The following is a 22321-nucleotide window of genomic DNA, read 5'->3' as shown; positions in this document are numbered from 1 at the left end:
GTTAGGGCGCCCTCACGCGCTGCCCCCAACGAGCGACGAAAGGAGCGTGATCGACGATGGCGAGCTATCCGCGCCGCGAAGAGCTCACCGGCCTCAGACGGTCCGAGGTCCTGAAGGCGTCGCCGCGCATGTTCGAGTCGAACCTGCTCGACAGACTGTCGCGGGTCCACTGGAGCGTGCCGGCGTTCATCTTCGGCCCCGCGATCGCGATCGCGCTCGTGCTCTCGTTCGGCCAGCTCGCGTTCTGGAAGATCCCGCTGCTCGTGCTCGGCGGCTACCTCTTCTGGACGCTGACGGAGTACTGGCTGCACCGCATCGTCTTCCACTTCGAGCCCGACCAGGGCATCGGTGCACGGCTGCACTGGATCATCCACGGCGTCCATCACGACCATCCCAACGATCCGCTGCGGCTCGTGATGCCGCCCTCGGTCAGCGTGCCGCTGGCGGCGCTCTTCTTCGCGCTCTTCCTGCTCGTGCTCGGCACCCCGGCCGCCTACGCCGCGTCGGCCGGCTTCTGGGGCGGCTACCTCTTCTACGACCTGACGCACTACTACCTCCACCACCTGCCCGGTGGGCGCAAGCCGCAGGGGTGGCTGCTGAGCAAGCTCCACGAGGCGCACATGCGCCACCACTTCAAGGAGCACGACAAGGGCTACGGCGTCAGCGCGCCCTTCTGGGACAACATTTTCGGCACCGCCACCTCAGCGACGCGGCGGAATACAACAGAGCGATAGCGCTCGTCGTACGACAGGCGATATCGCCGCCCACAGCAGGCGATTCCCTGTCTACCGTGGACGGGTGCACACGACCACGGTTCGCTTCTCGGGCGAGACATGGGCCCAGCTGAAGGAGGTCTGCGAGCGGGACGGCATCGCCACCGCGCAGTACATCCGCGAGGCGACGATCGCCCGGCTGGCGCAGAGCGCGAGACTGCCTCAGGTCGAGCGCCAGGACCGTGAGCTGGAGGAGCTGAGGGTCCGCGTCGAGCGGATCGAACGCGCCCTCCAGCGCCGCATCGTGCGCTGATCCCGCCGGCTCACCTCCCACAGGCGTGTTGTGCCGACGTCGTCAGTGCCACCGCCCGCGCCATCGCCATTGGCGACGCTCCGGAAGTCGGGTAGCGTCGACCACGTCGTCGAGCCCGGCACCGGCGGGCCGATTGCGAACGCCACGCCGTCGTCTCCCCCACGACGGACACCCGCTGGGTACGACGACAGCCGCGCTGCGGCGTCCCGGTTCCAACTCCCCTTGCGGAGCCGGGACGCCAGCGGCTCGTTCAGGTGTCACCGCGATGCACTGCTGCTCGCAATCGAGGACGCCGCGATCGGCGACGTCCTGCGGGAATTAAGCGGAGAGAGAGGGATTCGAACCCTCGGACCGAGTTACCCCGGTCACACGATTTCCAGTCGTGCCCGTTCAGCCGCTCCGGCACCTCTCCAGGCAAGTGGTACGGCGAGCAGGAAGGGTACAGGGCGGGCGCCGACGGCGTCGTCGGGTGGGGCAGGTGCGGCTAGAGCTGCCAGGCGCCGCCGCGGAGCACGGGGACGCGCTCGCCGGCGGCGGTGATGCCGGTCACGTCGACGTCGTCGCCGCCGATCATGAAGTCGATGTGGATCAGGCTGTCGTTGACGCGCTCGACGTCGTCCTCGCCGACGGCGAAGTCGAAGCCGCGGCCGAGCGCGATGTGGCTGGCGGCGTTCTCGTCCAGCAGCGTGTCGTAGAAGACCGTCCCGAGCGGCCCGATGCGGCCCTCGCCGTCGACCAGCGCCAGCTCGCCGAGGCGGGCGCCGCCGTCGTCGTGGGAGGTCATCTCGCGCAGCGTCTCGGCGCCCTGCTCGGCGTCGATCGCGACCGCGCGGCCGCCCTCGAAGCGGACCGTCAGGCCCCTGATCGTCGCGCCGCCGATCAGCAGCGGCTTGGTCGAGCGGACGACGCCGTCGGCGCGCAGCGGGTCTGGGGTCGTGAAGACCTCCTCCGACGGCAGGTTGGGCGCGTGCGGGATCCCGTCAGCGGTCTCGAAGGCCGCGCAGATCCATCTGCTGCTCGGCAGCAGGCCGATCGTCAGGTCGGTGCCCGGCCCCTCGAAGTGGATCGCGTCGAAGCCGGCCGTCGTCAGCCGGCCGCTGACGCCGACGAGCGTCGCCATCCGCTCTCTCCAGGCCGCGACCGGGTCGTCGGTGTCGAGGCGACAGACGTGGACGATCTCCTCCCACAGCTTCGCGAGCGCCGCCTCCGGCTCCAGCTCGGGGTGGACGAGCGAGGCCCAGGCCTGCGTCGGGCAGGGACCGATCGTCCAGTTGGTCGTGCGCTCGTTGACGACCTTGCCGGCCTCGCGCAGCGCCTGCGACTTGTCCCTGCCGACGCGCGCCGGGTCGAGGTCCTCCAGCAGGCCCGGCTCGACCGGGCCGGTCAGCGCGATCCGGGCGGCGCGCGCGTCGCCGAGTCTGAGAATCCGCTCGCCGAGCCACGGCGGCACCGTCTCCAGCGCCTCGTCGGAGCCGTACTCGATCCGCGCGCGGCGGACGTGGATGTCGGAGTAGCTGACCTCGACGAAGGTCGCGCCGTGTCTGTACGCGCTGGCGGCGACGGCCCGCGTCAGCGGCTCCTTGCCGAGCTCGGAGCTGACCGCGACGATCTGGCCCGGCTGGACGTTGGCGCCGAAGCCGACGAGCAGGTCGGCGAGGCGCTGCAGCGTCGTGGCGTCGGACATCGCAGCCGCCTACTTGTTCATCGGCGCGGGGACGTCGCAGCCGGCTCTGGCGACGAGGCCGGCCAGTCTGTCTCTGTCGGCGGCCGACGGCGCTCTGTGGTCCTTCTTCTCGTCCGGGTAGTCGCCCGGCTTCGTGAGGAAGTCCGACGGATAGAGGCCTCTGCAGAGGCGCGCGAGATCCTGGTCGTCGAAGTTGTCGGCGGCTCTGATCAGCTGCACGCGCGCGGCGCGCTGCTCCGGCGTGATGTCGGCCTTCTCGACCGAGTCGCAGCCGGCGACGACGAGCGCGGCGAGCAGCGCGAGTGGGAGCAGACGGCGAGACATCGGGAGGGAACGCTACCGATCCGGGCCGCGCGGCGCCTCGTGCGCCCGCCCGCGCTGCCGTAGTCTCCCGCGCATGGATCCGGATGCCGTCGAGATCCGCGTGCTCGGCTGCCTCATCGAGAAGCAGCGGACCACGCCGGACGCCTATCCCCTCTCGCTCAACGCGCGGCGCCTCGTGCGCCCGCCCGCGCTGCCGTAGTCTCCCGCGCATGGATCCGGATGCCGTCGAGATCCGCGTGCTCGGCTGCCTCATCGAGAAGCAGCGGACCACGCCGGACGCCTATCCCCTCTCGCTCAACGCGCTGCGCCTCGCCTGCAACCAGTCGACCAATCGCGACCCCGTCGTCGACTACGACGAGAACGCGATCCGCGACGCGCTCCAGCACCTCTACCGCCGCGGCTGGACCCGCCTCACGAGCGGCCACGGCAGCCGTGCGGCCAAGTACCGCCACCTGCTCGACGAGGCGCTCGGGCTCGGCCGGGACGAGATCGCGATCCTCGCCGTGCTGATGCTGCGCGGCCCGCAGACGCCCGGCGAGCTGAAGCAGCGGGTCGAGCGGCTGCACCGTTTCGACGACCTCGCCGCCGTCCACGCGACGCTCGAGTCGCTGATCGGCAGAGACCGCGTCGCGCGGCTGGAGCGCCGTCCGGGGCAGAAGGAGGAGCGCTACCAGCAGCTGCTCGGCGGCGAGGAGCCGCAGACGGTCGCGACCGGTCCGGCGCCCTCGTACGCGGCCGCGCCCGCCCACCCGGCTGCGCTCGCTCCCGCGCCCGCTCCGCCGCCGGCCCCGGCCGGTCCGGATCCGGCCACGAGCGCGCGGATCGACGAGCTGGAGCGCAAGCTCGAGGCGCTGGAGCGCGAGCTGGCGGAGCTGCGGGAGGCGCTCGGCGCCTGACGCCCAGTAGCCTCCCTGCGTGGCCGACCGCAGTTCCAGAAGACCCCGCAGCAGCCGCAGCAGTCTGCCGCACAGCCAGCCGCGCGCCCACGCGCGCCCCCGCCCCGGCACGACCAGACGCCAGCCGCCGACCTCGCCGCGAGCGCGCGTGATCGCGCTGTCGGCGCTCGGCCTCGGCGTCGTCGTGATCCTCACGCTGACCGCGATCCTCGTGATCGGTCCCGGCAAGGAGTCGCCCTCCGAGCAGCTCGACAGCTTCCTCGGCGACTGGAGCAGAGGCGCCGACGCGACCGCCGCGAGCGCGACCGACGCGCCGGCCAACGCCGCCGCCGCGCTGAGAGCGAACCGCGCCGGGCTCGACGGCGCGAGACTGAGAGCCGAGCGCGTCGGCGACGTCAGCGAGGACGGCGACCGTGCCAGCGCGAGAGTCCGCATGACCTGGCAGGTGCCGGCGATCGGCAGCTTCAGCTACACGACGAGAGTCGGCCTGCGCGACCAGGGCGGCGACGCCGGCTGGGTCGTGCGCTGGGCGCCGACGGTCGTCCACCCGGCGCTCAAGCGCGGCCAGCGGCTCGGCACGACGCGCGCGCAGCAGCCGCGCGGCAGATTGCTCGACCGCAACGGCTACGCGCTCGCGGAGGAGCGGCCGGTCAAGCGCGTCGGCGTCGTCGCCGGCGAGATCGACGACCCGGCCGCGACCGCGCAGGCGATCGCCGACGTCGTCGACATCGATCCGAGACCGTTCCAGCGAGCGATCGAGAACGGCGGCAGACAGCAGTTCGTCGAGGCGATCTCGCTGCGACCGGAGGACTACGCGTCGCTGGAGTCGGAGCTGGTCGCGATCCCCGGCGAGAGAACGCTCGACGCGACCGCCCAGCTGGCGCCGACGCGCGGCTTCGCGCGGGCGCTGCTCGGCGACGTGCGCGAGCTGTCGGCCGCCCAGCTGAGAAGACTCGGGCCGACCTACGCGATCGGCGACGCCGGCGGCCAATGGGGGCTGGAGGCGGCGCTGGAGAGAGAGCTGGCCGGCACGCCCGCGCGGGCGATCGTCGTGCGCGCCGGCGACGGCTCGCCGACGAAGACGCTGCAGCGCGCGAGCGGGACGAGAGCGACGGACGTGAGAACGACGCTCGACGCCGACGTGCAGGCCGCCGCCGAGCAGGCGCTCGACAGCCTCGATCCCGAGTCGAGAGCGGCGCTGGTCGCGCTGCAGCCGTCCAGCGGCGACATCCTCGCGGTCGGCAACCGGCCGCTGGACGACTCGTTCGACCGCGCGCTCGACGGCCAGTACCCGCCCGGCTCGACGTTCAAGATCGTCACGACCGACGCGCTGCTGGAAGGCGGCGTCGTGAGACCCGACACGACCGTCGCGTGCCCGACGACGATCGACGTCGGCGGCCGCTCGTTCAAGAACTTCGAGGGCGGCGGAGGCGGCTCGGAGCCGTTCTCCAGCGCGTTCGCGCAGTCGTGCAACACCGCCTTCGTGGGGCTCGCCAGAAGACTCCCGGCGGGCGCGCTGCCGGAGGCCGGCAGACGCTTCGGCCTCGGCGCGAGATTCGACCTGCCGGTGCCGGCCTTCGGCGGCCAGGTGCCGGAGCCGAGAGACCTCGCCGCGACCGCGGCGGCGATGATCGGCCAGGACCGCAACCTCGCCAGTCCGCTCGGCATGGCCGGCGTGATCGCGACCGTCGCCGACGGCAGCTGGCGCCAGCCGCGGCTGCTCGCCGACGAGGGCGGGCGGGATCCGAATGACGGCACCCCGCTGACGGCCGCGGTCACCGACCAGCTCCGCGACCTCACCCGCGAGGTCGTCACCTCCGGCACCGGCACCGCGCTGGCGGGCCTGTCGGGCGAGGCGCACGGCAAGAGCGGCACGGCCGAGTACGGCACCGACGACCCGCCCAGAACGCACGCCTGGTTCGTCGCCTACCGCGACGACGTGGCGGTGGCAGTGCTGGTCGAGGACGGCGTCGCCGGCGGCGAGGTCGCCGCCCCGATCGCCAACGACTTCTTCGAGGCGCTCGACGCCGGCGTGACGCCGGAGTCGCTGGCGGCCAGCCAGGCGACCTCCACCGACACGAGCAGCGGCTAGCGCTAGGCGACGATCGCCTCGCCGCCGTCGACGCCGTCGGCGGCGCTCGTCAGCAGCGCGCGGATCGTCAGCTGACGGGAGTAGCGGCCGTCGGGGCCGAGCAGCAGGATCGGGTCGTGGCGGGTGTCCTGGCCGCGCGCCATCGCGCGCGCCGCCAGCTCGCGCCACGGCGTCGCCTCGCTCAGCGCGAGGCACTGGCGATCGGCGACGCTCAGCAGCGGCCGCTGGCCGTAGAGCGCGAAGCCGAAGCGGTGCCCGAGCCTCGTCAGCAGCCGGTGGCGCGTGACGAGGCCGAGCACGCGACGGTCGTCGTCGAGCACGACGAGCGCGTCGAGCTGCGGCTCGGCGGCGAAGCGGGCATGCGCCTGCTCGGCCGTCAGGCGCGTGCACACGGTCGCGACCTCGCGCTCGGGCGCGAGCGCGGCGCCCGGGTCGCCTGCGGCGGCGCCGGCATCACCGGCCGGCTGCAGCGCGATCGCCAGCGGTGGCCACGGCTGCGCCGGGCGGGCGAGCAGATAGCCCTGCGCGAAGGGGACGCCGAGGCGGCGCAGCGCGGCCAGCTCGCCGTCGGTCTCGACCCCTTCGGCGACGAGGTGGGAGCCGGCGTGCTCGGCGTAGCGCAGCAGCGCGTCGACGAGCGCGGCGCGCTTGGGGTCGCGGTCGACGCCGTGGACGAGCGCACGGTCGAGCTTCAGGTAGGCGGGATGGAGGTCGATCGCGTGCCGCAGCCCGGCGTAGCCGGCGCCCATGTCGTCGACGGCGATCCGCATGCCGCGCTGCAGCAGCGGCCTGACCGCCTGCCGCAGCGCCGCGTAGTCGCGCACGAGCGCGTCCTCGGTGATCTCCAGCACGACGTCGCGCGCCTGCTCGTCGGGCAGCGCGGCGAGCAGCCCGAGCGCGCGCGGCTGCGACAGCAGCGCGCCGGCGACGTTGATCGCGAGGCGGGTGCCGCGCGGGCGTTCCGGCAGCAGCGCGAGCGCCTGCTCGAGGCATGCGAGGTCGAGCTGCTCGCGCATCCCGACGCGCTCGGCGAGCGCGAACGCCTCGCCGGTCGAGAGGCCGCCCGGCAGCGTGAAGCGGGCGAGCGCCTCGTAGGCGTGGATCGCCGCGCTGCGCAGGTCGATCACCGGCTGCACCGCCATCGCTATGCCGCCGCTGCCGATCGCCTCCGCGAGCGCGGCGCGCGCGTCGGCCTCGTCGCGGTCGGCGAGCGTCTCGCCGGCGTAGGCGACGAAGCGGCCCTTGCCGGCGCGCTTGGCGGCGCGCATCGCGACGTCGGCGGCGCGCAGCAGGGCGGCGTCGTCGGCACCGTCGGCGGGCGCGCTGGCGATCCCGATCGAGACGTCGAGGCGGTCGCCGCCCGGCACCGTCTCGCGCAGCGCGTCGAGGATCCGGCCGGCGACGCGCCCCGGCTCCTCGCCGCGCACGAGCACGGCGAACTCGTCGCCGCCGAGACGGCCGATCACGTCCTCGTGGCGGACGACGCGCGCCGTCGTGCGCGCGAGGTGGACGAGCAGCTGGTCGCCGACGGCGTGGCCGCGCTGCTTGTTGATCTGGCCGAAGCCGTCGACGTCGATCGCCAGCAGCGCCAGCGGGTGCGCGCTGTCGGCGCGCCCGATCCGCGCCGTCAGCTCACGCGCGAAGGCGGAGCGCGTGAGCGTCCCGGTGAGCCCGTCGTGCTCGGCCTCATGCCGCGCGACCGCGAGCGCCGACTCGTATCTGCGTGCGACCCGGCCGCCCGCGAGACGCGTCGCGACGACACCACCGATGAGGGCCGCCAGCGCGACGGTCGCTAGCGCCAGCAGCGCGATCACATGCGGAAGGATCGGGAATCGCGCCTGCCGGCTTGAACTCCGTTCACAGGATCTTCACAAGCGCTGTCAGGGTGCCTGACACGAACAAAACCCCCATCGGGACGTACGCGTGTGGGAGGATCGAACGACGGCATTTCAACCGATCGCGCGTCGCGTCGCGGTCGCTGGGGATTCGGGGGAATCATGCGGATAGGTTCGATCGGGCGTCGTTCCCACGGCGGACGCCCACGCGCCACACGCGCGCTGCGGATCGCGGTGATCGCGCATCCGGAGCAGGTCAACGGCAACTACCGCTCGCTGCCGCTGCAGCACCTGCGTGAGCGCGGGCACTTCGTCCACGTCGAGACCGGTTCACTCAGCTTCGGCGAGCTCGCCGACTTCGACGTCGCGCACATCTACCGCTTCGCGAACAGAGAGCTGCGCGGCCTCGTCAGACAGCTGCGCGAGCACGGCGTCGCGATCGTCTGGGACAACGACGACGACATGGCCTCCGGCGATGACCGCAGACGCGGCGCGCTGCGCTCGCAAAGCGAGGTCGCCGGCGTGCGCGAGATGCTGTCGCTTGCGCACGTGGTGACGACGCCGAGCCAGCTGCTCGCGGAGACATATCGCGCGGGCGGCGCGCGCGAGGCGCTGGTCGTCGACAACTTCCTGCCGGCCTGGTTCAGCCACCGGCCCGAGACCGCCGCCGGCGAGGTGCGCGTCGGTTGGGTGGCGTCGAAGGAACATCGCGACGACCTCGAGGCGCTCGGCATCGCCGACCTGCTCGCAGCCGCGCTCGAGCGCCACCCCGCGCTGCACGTCGAGAGCGTCGGCATCCACCTCAAGCTGCGATCCGACCGCTACCGCAACACGATGCACCTCCCGTTCGACAGACTGCCGGCCCGGCTCGCGCGCTTCGACATCGGCATAGCGCCGCTCGCCGACACGCCGTTCAACCGCGCCCGCTCGACCGTGAAGCTGAAGGAGTACGCCAGCTGCGGCGCGGCCTGGCTCGCCTCGGCGACTGGTCCGTATCGCGACCTGGGCGCGACCGAGGGCGGGCTGCTGGTGCCCGACGACGGCTGGGCGGACGCGCTCGACCGTCTGATCGCCGACCGCCGCGAGCGTCAGAAGCTCGCCGCCAGCGGCAACAAATGGGCGCAGAGCCAGATGGCCAACCGCGAGGCGAACGTCACCAGCTGGGAGCACGCGATTGTGCGTGCCCACGAACTGGCGGGCGCCGCGGTCGCTGCCTGAGCGGCTGTGCGTCAGTCGGCCGCCCAGAAGCCGCCGTCGTCGTGCAGCACGATCACGGCCCAGGCGGTGCCCGCGGCGGCAGGCCAGGCGTGGTACTCGAACGGCGCCGGGCGGTAGCCCTGCGTCACCTGCAGGTAGCCGCCGTCCGGGTCGGCTGCCTGCAGCGCCCGCAGCGAGTCGACGTCGGCGGAGACGTCCTCGCCGAGCCGCTTGCGCAGCAGCAGCGCGCCCCAGCTGCCCTCGCTCCAGACGACGTTCGGCGCCGCCTCGACGCCCGGGTCGGGCAGGTAGGGCTTGTAGCCGGCGAACGGGCCGGGCGCCGCGTAGGCGGTGTTGTATCTGTCGGGGTCGGTCGTTCTCGTCACCGTCGCGCCCTCGACGCGGAAGTCGTCGAGCGAGGCGCGCGCCTGCGCGGCGAGGTCCGGGCGGTCGTGCGCGAGCCAGAAGAGGCCGCCCCACGACGACAGGTCGAGCGCGCGCGTTGGGTCCGGCCAGCCGGTCGTGACGCCCTGGAAGAAGCGTCTGCGCCAGCCGTCCCAGTGGTGCCCCCAGAGGCTGTCGCCGACCATGTTCGCGAGCGGCCGGTAGGCCGACTCGCCGGGCAGCCGGCTGAGGTCGCGCAGGAAGAAGTAGGCGTCGATGTTGTGCTCGGTCGACGCCCAGCTGACGTCGGGCCCGCCGAGCACGCTGCCGTAGCGCTGGTCGTTGGCCGGATAGCCGTTCCAGGTCGCGACCTGCAGCGTCTTCAGGTAGTCGGCGATCCCGGTCGCGAGGTCGCGGTAGCTGTCGTCGCCGGTCACCTGCTCGTAGCGCACGGCGGCGTAGCCCGCCCACGCGAGCGTGCCGCTGCGGCGCATGTCCGAGGCGACGACGCTGGCCGACGTGTCGTAGGAGAACGGCAGCGAGCCGTCGGCCGTCTGCAGGTCGCTGAGGCCGTCGAGCACGCGCGCGGCCCGTCTCGTCTCCCCCGCCGCCGTGAAGGCGACGACCGCGAGCGCGTCGTCGTAGGTGAAGGAGAGCGGCGCCAGCCCTCTGTCGGGATCGTCGGCGGGGATCTCGAACGAGCGCACGAGCCCCGTCGTCGCGTCCTGCTGCGCCGACAGCCAGCTGAGCGCGGCGCCGGTGCCGTCGTCGTCCGCGGTCGCGGACGAGCCGCCGCCGGCCCCGATCGCCGCGACGACCAGCGCCCCGGCCATCGCGCCCTTGACGACTTTCGCGAATCCGATCGAGCCCATGCGGGAGACCGTATGCCCCTGAAATACGGTTCCAAGTCCGGCGACGGACCTCAACTGACACGCCGACCTGGCGACTACGCGCGCGTCGCGGTTCCGGCTGGACGGATGGTGCAGATTTCGGGATGAATGGTCTCGGGCGCTGGAGGCGCTGCTGGCGCCTCCGCGCTCAGGCCGCCTCGCGCCGCAGCGACGCCAGCGGCGGGCGCTCCTGCACCGGCACCTGCCGCGGCTCGACGTCGCCGTCGAGCGGCAGCAGCAGCGCGCCGGGGTCGAGCTCGGGGCGGCCGAAGCGGCGCTCTGCGGCGACCATCACGGCGTAGGCCATCGCGCTCAGAGCGCGCAGCGGCTGGTGACGATTCTGGCGCTCGCCCAGGTCGACCTGCGCGAGCGCGTCGAGGCCGGCGAGGCGGCAGGCGTCGATCAGCGTCGCGATCTCGACGCCGTAGCCGACCGGGAAGGAGAGCTGCTCCAGCAGCGTGCGGCGGCCGGCGAACTCGCCCGCGAGCGGCTGCACGAAGCCGGCCAGCTGCGGCGCGTGGAGGTTCAGCAGCGGCCGCGCGACCAGCTCGGTGACGCGGCCGCCGCCGTCGGGCACGGTCGTGTCGCCGAGCTTGAACGGCCGTCTGAAGGCGCCCTTCACGAACGCCACCTGCGGCTCCGCCAGCAGCGGGCCGAGCAGGCCGCGCAGGAAGCGGTCGTCGAAGCCCTCGGTGTCGGAGTCGAGGAAGACGACGAGCTCGCCGTCGGTCGCCGCCAGCGAGCGCCAGAGCGCGTCGCCCTTGCCGCGTGCCGGGCCGTGCTCGGGCAGCAGCGACGACTCCTGCACGACGCGCGCGCCGCCAGCCGCGGCGACCTCGGCGGTGCCGTCGGAGGAGGCGGCGTCGACGACGACCAGCTCGTCGACGACCCCTGCCTCGCGCAGCGGCACGAGCCGCTCGAGAATCGGCCCGATCGTCGTCGCGACCTCACGCGTCGGCAGCACGACGCTCACGCGCCCGCCAGCGCCCGCGCGCAGCTCGCGCAGGCGCGCGAGCGGGAAGTCCTCGGCACGGTAGCTGCGCCGCGCGAGCCAGTCGCGCACGGTCGTCTCGCGGGTCGGTTCGGTCACGCGCGAGGCCACGTTAGCGGGCTGCGGCGGCGGTCAGCAGGCAGACATCGGTCATCGCGTTGCCGCTACCCGCTGACGGCCGCCCGCACGCCTGCCACCATGAACGGTGATGGCTGCGGCGACGACGACACGGATGACCAGCAGCCGCCTGGTCGGCCGCTCGGCCGAGCTGGCGCAGCTGGAGGCGGTCGTACGCGACGCGGTCGACGCGCGCCCGTCGCTGGCGTTCGTCGCCGGCGAGTCGGGCGTCGGCAAGTCGCGCCTGCTCAGCGAGCTGGCGCGCCGCGCCCGCGCCGACGGCGTGCGCGTGCTGAGCGGCGACTGCGTCGACCTCGGCGAGAGCGAGCTCGCCTACGCCCCGCTGGTCGGCGCGCTGCGCCCGCTCGTGCGCGACGGCGACCCGGCCGTCGACGCCCTCCCGGCGCCGCTCCGCGCCGAGCTGGCGTCGATCCTGCCGACGCTCGGCCCCGGCAGCGACGACGACGGCGTCTCCGTCCAGGGGCGCCTGTTCGAGGCGCTGCTGGAGCTGCTGGACCGGCTCGGCGAGGAGACGCCGGTGCTGCTCATGATCGAGGACCTGCACTGGGCCGACCGCTCGACGCGCGGCTTCCTCACCTTCCTCGCGCGCACGCTCTGCACCGAGCGGATGGCGGTCGTCGCGACGTACCGCTCCGACGAGCTGCATCGCCGCCATCCGCTGCGGCCGCTGTTGGCCGAGCTGGAGCGCGACCCCGCGACCCGGCGCCTGCAGCTGGAGCCGTTCACGCGCGCGGAGCTGGGCGAGCAGCTGGCGGAGATCCTCGGCTCGCCGCCCGACAACGGCCTGGTCGACCGCGTCCACGTGCGCAGCGAGGGCAACCCGCTCTTCACCGAGGAGATCCTCGCCGCCGGGCTCGACGGCCGCGGCACGCTGCCGCCGACGCTGCGCGACGCGCTGATGCTGCGGATCGAGCGGCTCTCGCCTGACGCGCAGGAGCTGCTGCGGCTGCTGGTCGCCAGCGCGATGGACCACGAGCTGCTGTCGGCGACGAGCACGCTCGACGCGCGCGCCCTGCGCGACGCGCTGCGCGAGGCGGTCGCGAGCGCGATCGTCGTCGCCGACTCCGACGACCGCTACCGCTTCCGCCACGCGCTGCTGCGCGAGGTGCTGCTCGACGATCTGCTGCCGGGCGAGCGGACCGAGCTGCACCGCACGCTCGCGCGCGCGTTGGAGGAGCGGATCGCCGGCCAGCAGGTGCCGGACGCCCACCTCGCCGCGCAGGTCGCCCATCACTGGCACCACACCGGCGACCACGCCGCGGCGCTGGCGGCGACCGTCCGCGCCGCCGACGCCGCCGAGCGCGTCAACGCGATCGGCGAGGCGGCGACACTGCTGGAGCGGGCGCTGGAGTTCTGGGAGCAGGTGCCCGAGCAGCAGCGGCCGGAGGGGGTCGACCAGATCGACCTGCTGCGCCGGGCGGCCCAGCACGCGGCCGACTGCGAGGGCGACTTCCAGCGTCAGGAGGCGCTGCTGCGCAAGGCGCTGTCGCTCATCGACGAGCAGCAGCAGCCGCGGCTGGCGGCCTCGCTGCTGGAGCGGCTGCAGCGGCCGCAGTGGCACCTCAACCGGCCCGACGAGGCGGTCGCGACGATCGACCGCGCGCTGGCGCTGCTGGAGCCGGGCGAGCGGACGCCGGAGCGGGTCGCGCTGCTGGCCGCGAAGGCGCGCGTGCGGATGCTGCAGTCGCGCTACCGCGAGGCGATCGAGCTGGGCTCGGGCGCGCTGGCGCTGGCGCAGGAGATGGGCGACCACGCCGTCGCCAGCCGGCTCGGGAACGCGCTCGGGATCTCGCTCGTCGGGCTCGGCTACGCGGACGACGGCGAGGCGAGACTGCGCGAGGCGCTCGCGACCGCCCGCGCCCACGGCCTGCTCGACGAGCTCGGCACCTCGCACGGCAACCTCGCCGACATCCTGCACGCGACCGGCCGCTCGCGCGAGGCGCTGGAGACCGCCGACTGCGGCCGCAAGGAGCTGATCGGGCTCGGGCGGCAGATGGACTGGCTGTCGCTCGACTCGGCCGCCTACGCGTTCGCGATCGGCGACTGGGAGCAGGCCGCCGGCTATCTCGACGGCGTCGGCCGCCGCCACTCCGGCACGACGCTGATGCACAAGCACCTGCGGCGAGCGGAGTTGGCGCTCGGCCGCGGCGAGCATCAGCTCGCGCGCGACGAGCTGGACGCGACCGAGCGGCTCGCGCGCGACTCGACCGAGCCGCAGCTGCTCGGGCCGCTCGGCGCGCTGCGCGGCGAGCTGGCGCGGCGCGAGGGCGATCTTGCGGGCGCGCGCGCCGCCGTCGACCAGGCGCTCGACCGGATCGAGTTCTGCTCCGACGACATCACGCAGGTGTCGGGCGTCTCGGCGGTCGGGATCCGGATCGAGGCCGACGCCGCCCAGCGCGCGCGTGACCGCGACGACCGCGACGGCGAGCGCGAGGCGCGGCTGCGCTGCGAGCTGCTGCTGGCGCGGGTCGAGGCCGGCGCCGAGATAGAGCGGGCACCGCTGGTGGCGGAGCTGACGACTGCGCGCGCCGAGGAGGCGCGCGCCCGTGGTGAGGACGATCCCGGTCTGTGGGAGCTGGCCGCGGAGGAGTGGGCGTCGCTGGAGCGGCCGTACGCGGTCGCCTACGCGCGCTGGCGCGAGGCCGAGGCGGCGGCGCTGGCGGGCGAGCGCGAGCGCGCGACAGCGGCGGTGCGGGCGGCCTGCGAGATCACGCGGCGGCTCGGCGCGGCGTGGCTGCACGGCGAGGTCGAGACGCTGGCCGCACGCGCGCGGCTGACGCTCGACCCCGAGGCCCTTCCCGCCGCCACGGTCGTCGACGCCGAGATCAGCGGCGACGATCCCTTCGGCCTGACCCCGCGCGAGCGCCAGGTGCTCGCGCTCGTCGCCGCGGGCGCGACCAACCGCGAGATCGGCGGCGAGCTGTTCATGGCCGAGAAGACGGCGAGCGTCCACGTCTCGCGGATCCTCGCGAAGCTCGATGTGCGCTCGCGCACGCAGGCGGCCGCGGTCGCCCACCGGCTCGGCCTCGACGCCTAGCACACTTATTTATGGTCTGGTAGGCTCGCGCCGCCGTCGACGGCATCGTGTTCAAGCGACCGTCGGCGCCTACCGGGGCGCCGGCACGCAAAGGGGAAAATGAACGATGTCCACCAGCATGCGAGCGCTGCTGCTCGGCGCTCTCGCTGCGCTGACGGTTGCGCTCAGCGCGGTCTCCGCCTCGGCGGTGACGATAAATCCAGTCGGCCCGATAAACGCCAACGGGATCACCCTACAGACGCTGGTCGTGCAGTCGACCGGCAGAACCTACACCTGCATCTGGCGGCTCCAGGGCCAGATCCTAGTCCCGCAGATACCGCTAACGACCGCGCTAAGAGCGATCGGCGGCATCTTCGGTGCGCAGGTCACCTGCAACGAGCCGGGCGTGACGATCCAGCCGCTAGTCGGCCCGCTAACGTCGTCGGCCGGGCCGTGGACGATAGCCCTCACGGCCGTGCTAAACCTACCGAACCCGACGGGAGCGCTATTCACGTTCCTAAACGTCCGCTTCAGAATCGTCGACCCGGCGAACAACTTCTTCTGCCTATTCACCGGCTCGATCGGGATCCTAATCCAGAACGGCAACCCGACCGCTCAGCTACTACCGAGCACCTTCGTCGCGACGCCGGCCGCGGGCGACACCTGCCCGGCAGGCCTAATCCTGACCAAGGGCCCGGGCCAGTACAACCTCAACCCGCCGATCGTCATAGGGCCGTGAGCAGCACGCAGCGCAGTTAGCTGAAGCACTACCGAGGGGCGCCGTCGCGTCAGACGAGCGCCCCTCGTCGCGCCCGCCGCTCGACGGCCTCGGCGAGCACCGCCTCCCATCGCCCGACGTGGCGGTCGATCGACTGGCCCTTCGCCCACTTCGCGGCGCGCTTGCCGAGCTTGCGCCGGTCGCGGCTGCTGGCGACGAGCGCGTTCAGCGCCTCGTACCAGCCGTCGTCGCCGACGAGCCGGCCGCCCTCGTCCTCCCCGAGCCCGACGTACGGACCGACCGGCGAGGCCAGCCACGGCAGCCCGACGCTGGCGTACTCCTTCAGCTTGACGTCGGAGCGCGTGCGGTTGAAGGGGATGCCGGAGAGCGGCGCGATCCCGACGTCCCACCGCGCCATGTGCCGCTGGAGGTCGACGAACTCGACCTTCGGGTAGCGCGTGTAGCGCTCGTGGCCGAGTCTCAGGTCGAGTCCGATGCTCTCGACGCGCACGTCGGGCCGTTCTTCGAGCATCCGGCGCAGCGCATCCGCGATCGGGATCCGCGGCAGCTCAGAGCCGTGCTCGAGCCCGGCCAGCCAGCCGACGACAACGCCGTCGTGGTCGGCGCGGCGGGTGCCGAACGAGGCCGGCGGCAGGTAATTGCCGAGCACCTCGATCCGTTCGACCCCCTCGGCCCGGTAACGCTCCGCAAGCGCCTCGGTCGAGGTCGTGACGACGTCGGCGAGGCGCGCGATCTCGACCGTCGCAGCGAAGATCCGACGGGCGTTGCGGCCGCCGTTGACGCGGTAGTCGGGGCTCTCGACCGGCAGATTGGCGAGGTCGTCGTCGGTGTCCCAGACGAACGCCGTCCCGCCCGCGAGCTGTCGTCGCACCGCTCTCACCTGCGCCGCGTCGAGCAGGCGGTAGCCGTGGATGACGTCGCAGCCACTGAGCAGCCGCGGGTGGAACGCGCCGACGTCAGCGTCCTGGTCGGTGTGCGCGATCCGTATCTCGTGGCCGCGGCGCCCCAGCGCTTCCAGCGGCCCGACCGCGCGGTAGAAGACGTTCGTCTTCCATTCGAAGGCTCCCCCGATCCTCATGCGGAGGACCGTATCCGACGCGAGCCGCGCCGCGGGGAAGATCAGCCGCGCGGCACGACGAAACCGGCGACCGCGACGAAGTGCGCGGCGGCGGCGAGAATCACGAGTGCGTGGAAGACCTCGTGATAGCCGAAGATTCTCGGCACCGGGTCGGGCCGGCGCTTGGCGTAGATGATCGCGCCGACGGTGTAGAAGAGCCCGCCGACGAGGAACAGCAGCGTCGGCACGAGACCGAGCACGGAGACGATCTTCGGCAGCGCGATGATGCCGACCCAGCCGAGCGCGACGTAGCCCATCGCCTTCAGCATTCTCGGCGCGTCGATCCAGGCGAGGTTGAGCGCGACGCCGAGCGCCGCACCGCCCCAGGCGATGCAGAGCAGAACGGTGCCGAGAGTGCCGCCGACGACGAGCAGCGCGACCGGCGTCGCGCTGCCGGCCATGAAGACGTAGATCATCGAGTGGTCCAGCCGGCGCATCCAGCGGCGAACGTTCGGCCGCCAGGTGATGCGGTGATACACCGCGCTGACGGCGAACAGCCCGACGAGCGAGACCGCGTAGACGACCGCGACCGTCGTCGCCCGTCCGCCCGGCGCGCTCCACACCAGCAGCGCGCCGGCGACGACCGCCGCGACCGCGGCCCACTGGTGCGAGACCCCGCGCAGCTTCGGCCGTTTGGCCGCCAGCTCCGCGATCTCTCCGCGGACCGTCTCGATCAGGTCGTCGCGCATCCTGGCCAATGGTACCCACCAGCGCGCGATCGGCGGCCGGCAGGTGTCCGAGGCCGCACGAGCGGCCGGTCACGCGACGCTCTTCAATCAAGTATAATCGGTCATGCGAATCGTCTCCGTGGGCGAGCCCTCTGTGTGCCGCCACTACCGCTCGATGGTCCCCATGCAGGCGCTGATCCTGCGCGGCCACGAGATAACCATCTGCGACTCTGCCGGTCCGGGCTGCCCGCGGTCGGCGGACAACCCCGCACAGCTCCTCGGCGCCGACGTCGTCCTCGGGTACCGGATGATGTTCAACAACGAGGCGAGCGTCAGACGGGCCGTCGCCAGCGGCGCAGCGTTTATCTGGGACACCGACGACGACATGGCAAACCTTCCCCACGAGGGCCCTCTGTTCAAGGGGATGGGAGCCAGAGGTGTCGCCGACGTCGTACAGAGATTGGCGCGGATCGCCCGCTTCGCAGACATCGTCACGACCACCTCGCCGCAGCTGGCCGCAAAGTACCGCGGGCTCGGCGCCAAACACGTCGTCGTGGTGCCGAACTTCCTCGCCAGCGGCTCTGTGCATCAGGTCATACGAAGATTCGGGACCGAGTCGGTCACGATCGGCTGGCTGGCGGCGCACGAGCACAAGGCCGACGTGAAGCGCGTGCCCATCGTCAGAGCGCTCAGAAGACTGCTCACCGTCCACCCGCACGTCCGCGTCGAGAGCGCCGGCGTCCCGCTGGCGCTTCCAGCGGACCGCTACCGCTTCCGCAGATGGGTCGACATCAAGCAGCTGCCCAACCTGCTCGCGACCTGGGACATCGGTATCGCGCCGCTCGCGGACATCCCGTTCAACAGAGCGCGCTCGGACGTGAAGCTGAAGGAGTACGGCACCGTCGCGCTGCCGTGGCTCGCCTCCCCGGTCGGGCCGTACCGCGACAAGGGCGAGGAGCATGGCGGCCGGCTGGTCCGCGACTACGAGTGGTTCGAAGCGCTCGATCGACTCGTGACCGATGTCGACGCCCGCCAGCAGCTCAGCGCGAACGCGCACGCCTGGGCGGTGACGCAGACGATCGACCACCAGGCGCAGATCTGGGAGGACGTCTGCCTGGAGGCGGTCCGCCGTCGCACGAGCAGGAGCGCCGCCTGATGGAGATCGTCTCCGTCGGCGAACACTCCGTCTGCCGTCACTACCGTTCCTTCGTGCCGATCGAGGGCCTTGCCGAGCTCGGGCACCGCACGGCCGTCTGCGCCGCGGCGGGCCGTGGCCTGCCGCGCGAGCTCGACGACCCGCCGGAGCTGGCGCGCGCCGACGTGATACTCGGCTACCGGATGCTGTTCAACAACGTCCGCGCGATCAGACGCGAGATCGCGCGCGGGGCGGCGTTCGTGTGGGACACCGACGACGACCTCGCCAACCTCCCGCGCGACAGCGCGACCTTCAAGGCGATCGGCCAGAGCCGCGTCGCGGAGCTGGTGCAGAGAACCGCGCAGCTCGCGCGCCTCGCGGACGTCGTGACGACAACCACGACACAGCTGGCGCGCAAGTACCAGAGACTGGGCGTCAGACGTGTGGTCGTGATTCCCAACTACCTGTCTAGCGGCGCAGTCCGCCCGCCCCGCGTGCCACAAACGCGCGACGAGGTCACGATCGGCTGGGTGGCGGGCGGTGAGCACAGAGTCGACGCGAAGAAGGTCCCGGTCGTGAAGGCGCTCAGAAGACTGCTGGCCGCCCACCCGAACGTGCGCGTCGAGAGCGCCGGTGTCGCACTGCCGCTGCCAGCCGAGCGCTACCGCCACTACGAGTGGGTGGAGATAGCGAGACTGCCCGACCTCTGCGCGCGCTGGGACATCGGGCTCGCGCCGCTCTCCGACATCCCCTTCAACCGCGCCCGTTCCGACGTCAAGCTGAAGGAGTACGCCGCCGTCGGCCTGCCGTGGCTCGCCTCCCCGGTCGGCCCCTACAAGGAGATGGGTGAGACGGAAGGCGGCCAGCTGATCCCGGACTACGGCTGGTACGACGCGCTCGAACGGCTCTTCACCGACCCCGCGGAGCGCGCCGTGCTGAGCGCGAGAGCGAGCGCGTGGGCGGCGACGCAGTCGATCGACGGCAACGCCCGCTTGTGGGAGAGCGTCTGTGAAGAGGCGCTGCGCCGCCGCAGGAGCCGCGCCGGCGCCGTCGGGTGATGCGCCCGACGCCCCGCTCAGTCCTCCACCCGCCGCGCCTCCAACCGGCGGGCGAGGGCGGCGAGGTGGGTCGAGTCGGTGCCGCAGCAGCCGCCGAGGATCTGCAGGTCGAACTCGCGCCCGAGTCTGTCGAGCGCTTCGCCGAAGTCGTCGGGCGAGTCGCTCTCGGGGTGGTCGAGCTGGGCCAGCGCGACCGCCGAGAGGCGCGAGCCGTTGGCCTTGAACTCCTTCAGCCGCGCCAGCTCGCGCGGCCCGGTCGAGGCCAGCTCGTCGAGCGCGATGTGGGCGACATGCGGATGGACGCAGGTGACCGCGTACCAGGCGGGCTCGCGCGCGACCGAGCCGTCGATGCGCGAGATCGCGTCGCGCAGGCGCGTCCCGTCGAGCACGCGGCCACGGTGGTCGAGCGTGAAGCCGATCGCGTACGGCAGCTTCGTCGTCGCCATCGCGATCGCGACGCCGTGCGCCTCGTCTACGGACGGGAAAGTCGGCCCGTGGAGCAGGTCGACGCCGGCCTCCGTCAGCGCTCTCACCTGCTCGAGGTGGTAGTCGGCACCGTCGAGGTGACCGAGGCAGTCGCCGGGCGTGTAGGCGTCGCCATACGGGCCGACGACCCCGGCGATGAAGACCGGCTCGTGCTCGCCGTCGTCGCGGATCTCGTTGAGGAAGGCGACCGCCTCGGCGTTCAACCGCCGGACGGTGTCTGCGCCGCCGGCGCCGGCGCGCTCGACGTAGCGAGCGCTGGCGCGGAACGTCGGCGTGCCGGTCACCAGCGGCAGACCGTGCGCCCACGCGACGTCGAGATAGGTCGAGTAGACGTCGCGCAGCGCTTGTCGCCCGCGCGGCTTCTCGAGCAGCGCGGCGACCTGGAGATGAGGATCGAGCTTGAGGCTCGTCTCGAACATGATGCGCGTCTCGATCGCCGCGTCAGCGAGGATCGGTGCGCCAGATTCGAGCAACGCTCTGAACACCAGGCCAGGATCTCAGAAGCGTGGGAGAAACACCACCCGTTCTGTGGTGTATCTCGCCACGCTTCACTGTCAATTGCGTGTCACAACCGCCCGGCCGCTCTCCGTCGCTGCCGCGCGAGCGCGTCGACGACGACCGCCGCGAGCAGGACCGCGCCGGTGACCATGTTCTTGGTCGAGGAGGGGAACGCGAGCAGGTCCATGCCGTTCGAGATCGAGCCGATCACGAGCGCGCCGAGGAGGGCGGACCAGACCGTGCCGCGGCCGCCGAACAGCGAGGTGCCGGCGATCACCGGGCCGGCGATCGCGAGCAGCAGCAGGTCGCTGCCGCCGGAGCCCTGGTTGACCGCGAGCAGGCGCGAGGCGAGCACGATGCCGCCGCAGGCCGCCATCAGCCCGGCGATCATGAAGACCAGCACGCGGATCTGCTTGATGCGGATGCCGGCGCGCCGCGCCGCCTCCTCGTTGCCGCCGAGCGCGAGCACGTAGCGGCCGAACTTCGTGCGCCGGACGATGTAGTCGAACAGCACGCAGAAGCCGACGAGGATCAGGATCGCGAGCGGGACGCCGCGGTCCTGCGTCAGCACGTAGATGACGCCGAAGACGACGATCGCGACGCCGATCACACGCGCGGCGACGAGCGCCGGCGAGGCGGCCGGAACGCCGGCTCTGACCCGCCGCCGGCGGGCGTTGAGACAGGCGAGCGCGAACAGGCCGACGACGATCGCGCCGAGGATCCAGGCGGTCGCGCCTCTGTAGAAGGTGCCGGCGAGGCCGACGATCTTCGGGTCGGTCAGGTTGACCGTGCCGGTGTCGCCGAGGACCCACAGCTGGACGCCCTGCCAGCCGATCAGGCCGGCGAGCGTGACGACGAACGAGGGGATCCCGAAGGCGGTCACGACGGTCCCCTGGAAGATCCCGATCGCGCAGCCGGCGACGAGCGCGGCGGCGATCGCCAGGTACGGGTTCCAGCCGTGCTGGACGTTGAGCACGGCCATGATCGCCGAGCAGAGGCCGGAGACGATGCCGACCGAGAGGTCGATCTCGCCGAGCAGCAGGACCAGCACGATGCCGACCGAGATGAGGCCGATGCCGGCGATCTGCAGCGCCAGGTTGACGAGGTTGGTCGACGTCAGGAAGCGGTCGTTGGCGATCGTGAAGACGGTCCAGATCACGATCAGCGCGAGGATCACCTGGACCGAGCCGAGCTCGCCCTGGGTGAATCTCTGCATGAAGCCGAAGCGGCTGCCGTTCCCGGCGGGAGCGTCGCCGCCCGCAGGCGTCGGCGCGGTGTCGGTGGTGGCGGTGGCGCTCATGCGGATCCCTCCTGGCTGGCGGCGGCGTCCGCCCCGCGCGCAGCCTCGGCGGCGCGCGTTCTGACGGTTCCCTGGCCGCCGGTGATCGCGCCGACGATCTCCTCCGGCGTCGTGTCGGCGACGTCGTAGACGCCGGAGCGTCTGCCGAGCCGCATCACGAAGACGCGGTCGCAGACCTCGAACACGTCGGCGAGGTTGTGGGAGATGATCACGACGCCGAGGCCTCTCTCGCGCAGGCGTCTGACGAGCGCCAGCACCTGCGCCGTCTGCGCGACGCCGAGCGCGGCGGTCGGCTCGTCCAGCAGCACGACCTTCGCGTCGCCGACGAGCGCGCGGGCGATCGCGATCGACTGCCGCTGGCCGCCGGACATCGTGCCGACCTCGGAGCGGACCGACGGGATGTTGATCGAGAACGTCTTCAGCAGGTCGGCCGAGCGCTTCTCCATCTCCGGCTCGTCGAGCTCGCGGACGAGCCCGGCGGGGCCTCTGGAGACGATCTCCCGGCCGATGAAGAGGTTGGCGACGACGTCGAGGTTGTCGCACAGGGCGAGGTCCTGGTAGACGGTCGCGACGCCGAAGCCGGCAGGATCGTTCGGGCCCGAGACGTGGCGCTCCTGCCCTTCGAACAGGTAGGCGCCGCCGTCGGGCACGTGGATGCCCGACATGACTTTCACGAGCGTCGACTTGCCGGCGCCGTTGTCGCCGACGAGGCCGACGACCTCACCCGCGTGGACGTCGAAGTCCACGCCGGAGAGCGCCTGCACCGCTCCGAAGCTCTTGCTGACGCCTCGCAGCTCGAGCAGGGGTGTCGATGTGGCGGTTGCTGTCATGTCAGGCATCCATTCAT

The 22321-nt window shown here is 72.4% G+C and carries 20 protein-coding genes and 1 tRNA gene; 10 read left to right on the top strand and 11 right to left on the bottom strand.

What is annotated here, in order from left to right; translation table 11 throughout:
• The first annotated feature begins 56 nt into the window (after positions 1–56).
• Positions 57–734: a sterol desaturase family protein gene (locus Q7L73_RS03630; protein WP_304686548.1), complete on the top strand. Its 678-nt coding sequence runs from the start codon at positions 57–59 to the stop codon at positions 732–734.
• 64 nt (positions 735–798) lie between these two features.
• Positions 799–1026, top strand: coding sequence for a hypothetical protein (locus tag Q7L73_RS03625; RefSeq protein WP_304686535.1), 228 nt, complete (start codon positions 799–801; stop codon positions 1024–1026).
• A gap of 323 nt (positions 1027–1349) precedes the next feature.
• Here Q7L73_RS03625 and Q7L73_RS03620 read toward each other — a convergent pair.
• From Q7L73_RS03620 to Q7L73_RS03610, 3 genes are all read right to left on the bottom strand, one after another.
• Positions 1350–1438 (bottom strand) — tRNA-Ser (locus Q7L73_RS03620).
• A 72-nt stretch (positions 1439–1510) separates the two neighbouring features.
• Positions 1511–2710 (bottom strand): aminopeptidase, encoded by a 1200-nt coding sequence (locus tag Q7L73_RS03615; RefSeq protein ID WP_304686529.1) that lies wholly within the window; start codon positions 2708–2710, stop codon positions 1511–1513.
• Between the two features lie 9 nt (positions 2711–2719).
• Positions 2720–3034 (bottom strand): hypothetical protein, encoded by a 315-nt coding sequence (locus Q7L73_RS03610; RefSeq protein ID WP_304686523.1) that lies wholly within the window; start codon positions 3032–3034, stop codon positions 2720–2722.
• Between the two features lie 73 nt (positions 3035–3107).
• On the opposite strand from Q7L73_RS03610, the gene Q7L73_RS03605 reads away from it, so the two are divergent.
• The 3 genes from Q7L73_RS03605 to Q7L73_RS03595 are packed head-to-tail and all read left to right on the top strand — an operon-like array spanning position 3108 to position 6022.
• Complete coding sequence (locus Q7L73_RS03605; RefSeq protein ID WP_304686516.1) at positions 3108–3233, top strand: DUF480 domain-containing protein; 126 nt, start codon at positions 3108–3110, stop codon at positions 3231–3233.
• 10 nt (positions 3234–3243) lie between these two features.
• Complete coding sequence (locus Q7L73_RS03600; RefSeq protein WP_304686511.1) at positions 3244–3930, top strand: YceH family protein; 687 nt, start codon at positions 3244–3246, stop codon at positions 3928–3930.
• A gap of 19 nt (positions 3931–3949) precedes the next feature.
• A complete protein-coding gene (locus Q7L73_RS03595; protein WP_304686505.1) occupies positions 3950–6022 on the top strand; it encodes a penicillin-binding transpeptidase domain-containing protein in 2073 nt (690 codons plus the stop codon).
• A gap of 2 nt (positions 6023–6024) precedes the next feature.
• Here Q7L73_RS03595 and Q7L73_RS03590 read toward each other — a convergent pair whose 3' ends face one another.
• Positions 6025–7836, bottom strand: coding sequence for an EAL domain-containing protein (locus Q7L73_RS03590; RefSeq protein WP_304686497.1), 1812 nt, complete (start codon positions 7834–7836; stop codon positions 6025–6027).
• 255 nt (positions 7837–8091) lie between these two features.
• Here Q7L73_RS03590 and Q7L73_RS03585 point away from each other — a divergent pair, with 255 nt between their 5' ends.
• The gene (locus Q7L73_RS03585; protein WP_304686493.1) at positions 8092–9075 is read left to right on the top strand and encodes a glycosyltransferase; all 984 of its coding nucleotides are present in this window, start codon (positions 8092–8094) and stop codon (positions 9073–9075) included.
• An 11-nt stretch (positions 9076–9086) separates the two neighbouring features.
• Here Q7L73_RS03585 and Q7L73_RS03580 read toward each other — a convergent pair whose 3' ends face one another.
• Together Q7L73_RS03580 and Q7L73_RS03575 are read right to left on the bottom strand one after the other, a co-directional pair.
• Positions 9087–10310 (bottom strand): hypothetical protein, encoded by a 1224-nt coding sequence (locus Q7L73_RS03580; protein ID WP_304686485.1) that lies wholly within the window; start codon positions 10308–10310, stop codon positions 9087–9089.
• Positions 10311–10476: 166 nt separating this feature from the next.
• Positions 10477–11418 carry a glucosyl-3-phosphoglycerate synthase gene (locus tag Q7L73_RS03575; RefSeq protein ID WP_304686481.1) on the bottom strand — a complete coding sequence of 314 codons (942 nt, stop codon included), beginning with the start codon at positions 11416–11418 and terminating at the stop codon, positions 10477–10479.
• Between the two features lie 133 nt (positions 11419–11551).
• Here Q7L73_RS03575 and Q7L73_RS03570 point away from each other — a divergent pair, with 133 nt between their 5' ends.
• Positions 11552–14494 (top strand): AAA family ATPase, encoded by a 2943-nt coding sequence (locus Q7L73_RS03570; protein WP_304686475.1) that lies wholly within the window; start codon positions 11552–11554, stop codon positions 14492–14494.
• A gap of 118 nt (positions 14495–14612) precedes the next feature.
• Positions 14613–15212, top strand: coding sequence for a hypothetical protein (locus tag Q7L73_RS03565; protein ID WP_304686471.1), 600 nt, complete (start codon positions 14613–14615; stop codon positions 15210–15212).
• Between the two features lie 49 nt (positions 15213–15261).
• Here the strand turns inward: Q7L73_RS03565 and Q7L73_RS03560 are convergent, their stop codons facing one another.
• On the bottom strand, positions 15262–16290 hold the full coding sequence (locus tag Q7L73_RS03560) for a hypothetical protein (RefSeq protein ID WP_304686464.1): 1029 nt from the start codon (positions 16288–16290) through the stop codon (positions 15262–15264).
• A gap of 41 nt (positions 16291–16331) precedes the next feature.
• Positions 16332–17018: a hemolysin III family protein gene (locus Q7L73_RS03555; protein ID WP_304686456.1), complete on the bottom strand. Its 687-nt coding sequence runs from the start codon at positions 17016–17018 to the stop codon at positions 16332–16334.
• 118 nt (positions 17019–17136) lie between these two features.
• Here Q7L73_RS03555 and Q7L73_RS03550 point away from each other — a divergent pair, with 118 nt between their 5' ends.
• Positions 17137–18153, top strand: coding sequence for a hypothetical protein (locus Q7L73_RS03550; RefSeq protein WP_304686452.1), 1017 nt, complete (start codon positions 17137–17139; stop codon positions 18151–18153).
• Positions 18153–19190 carry a hypothetical protein gene (locus Q7L73_RS03545; protein ID WP_304686445.1) on the top strand — a complete coding sequence of 346 codons (1038 nt, stop codon included), beginning with the start codon at positions 18153–18155 and terminating at the stop codon, positions 19188–19190. Before Q7L73_RS03550 ends, Q7L73_RS03545 begins: the two co-directional genes overlap by 1 nt.
• Before the next feature lie 17 nt (positions 19191–19207).
• Here Q7L73_RS03545 and Q7L73_RS03540 read toward each other — a convergent pair whose 3' ends face one another.
• The 3 genes from Q7L73_RS03540 to Q7L73_RS03530 all read right to left on the bottom strand — a co-directional run bounded on the left by Q7L73_RS03540 (position 19208) and on the right by Q7L73_RS03530 (position 22313).
• Entirely contained in the window at positions 19208–20161 is a 954-nt protein-coding gene (locus tag Q7L73_RS03540; protein WP_304686437.1) for a homocysteine S-methyltransferase family protein, read from the bottom strand.
• Positions 20162–20241: 80 nt separating this feature from the next.
• A complete protein-coding gene (locus Q7L73_RS03535; protein WP_304686421.1) occupies positions 20242–21474 on the bottom strand; it encodes a sugar ABC transporter permease in 1233 nt (410 codons plus the stop codon).
• The gene (locus Q7L73_RS03530; protein WP_370552345.1) at positions 21471–22313 is read right to left on the bottom strand and encodes an ATP-binding cassette domain-containing protein; all 843 of its coding nucleotides are present in this window, start codon (positions 22311–22313) and stop codon (positions 21471–21473) included. The genes Q7L73_RS03535 and Q7L73_RS03530 overlap by 4 nt, the downstream gene beginning before the upstream one ends.
• Positions 22314–22321: the final 8 nt, after the last annotated feature.

The sequence above is a fragment of the Conexibacter sp. CPCC 205762 genome (assembly GCF_030646155.1).
Classification (GTDB): domain Bacteria; phylum Actinomycetota; class Thermoleophilia; order Solirubrobacterales; family Solirubrobacteraceae; genus Conexibacter.
The sequence above is the reverse complement of the archived record's forward strand: the minus strand, read 5'-3'. Positions and strand labels throughout refer to the sequence as shown.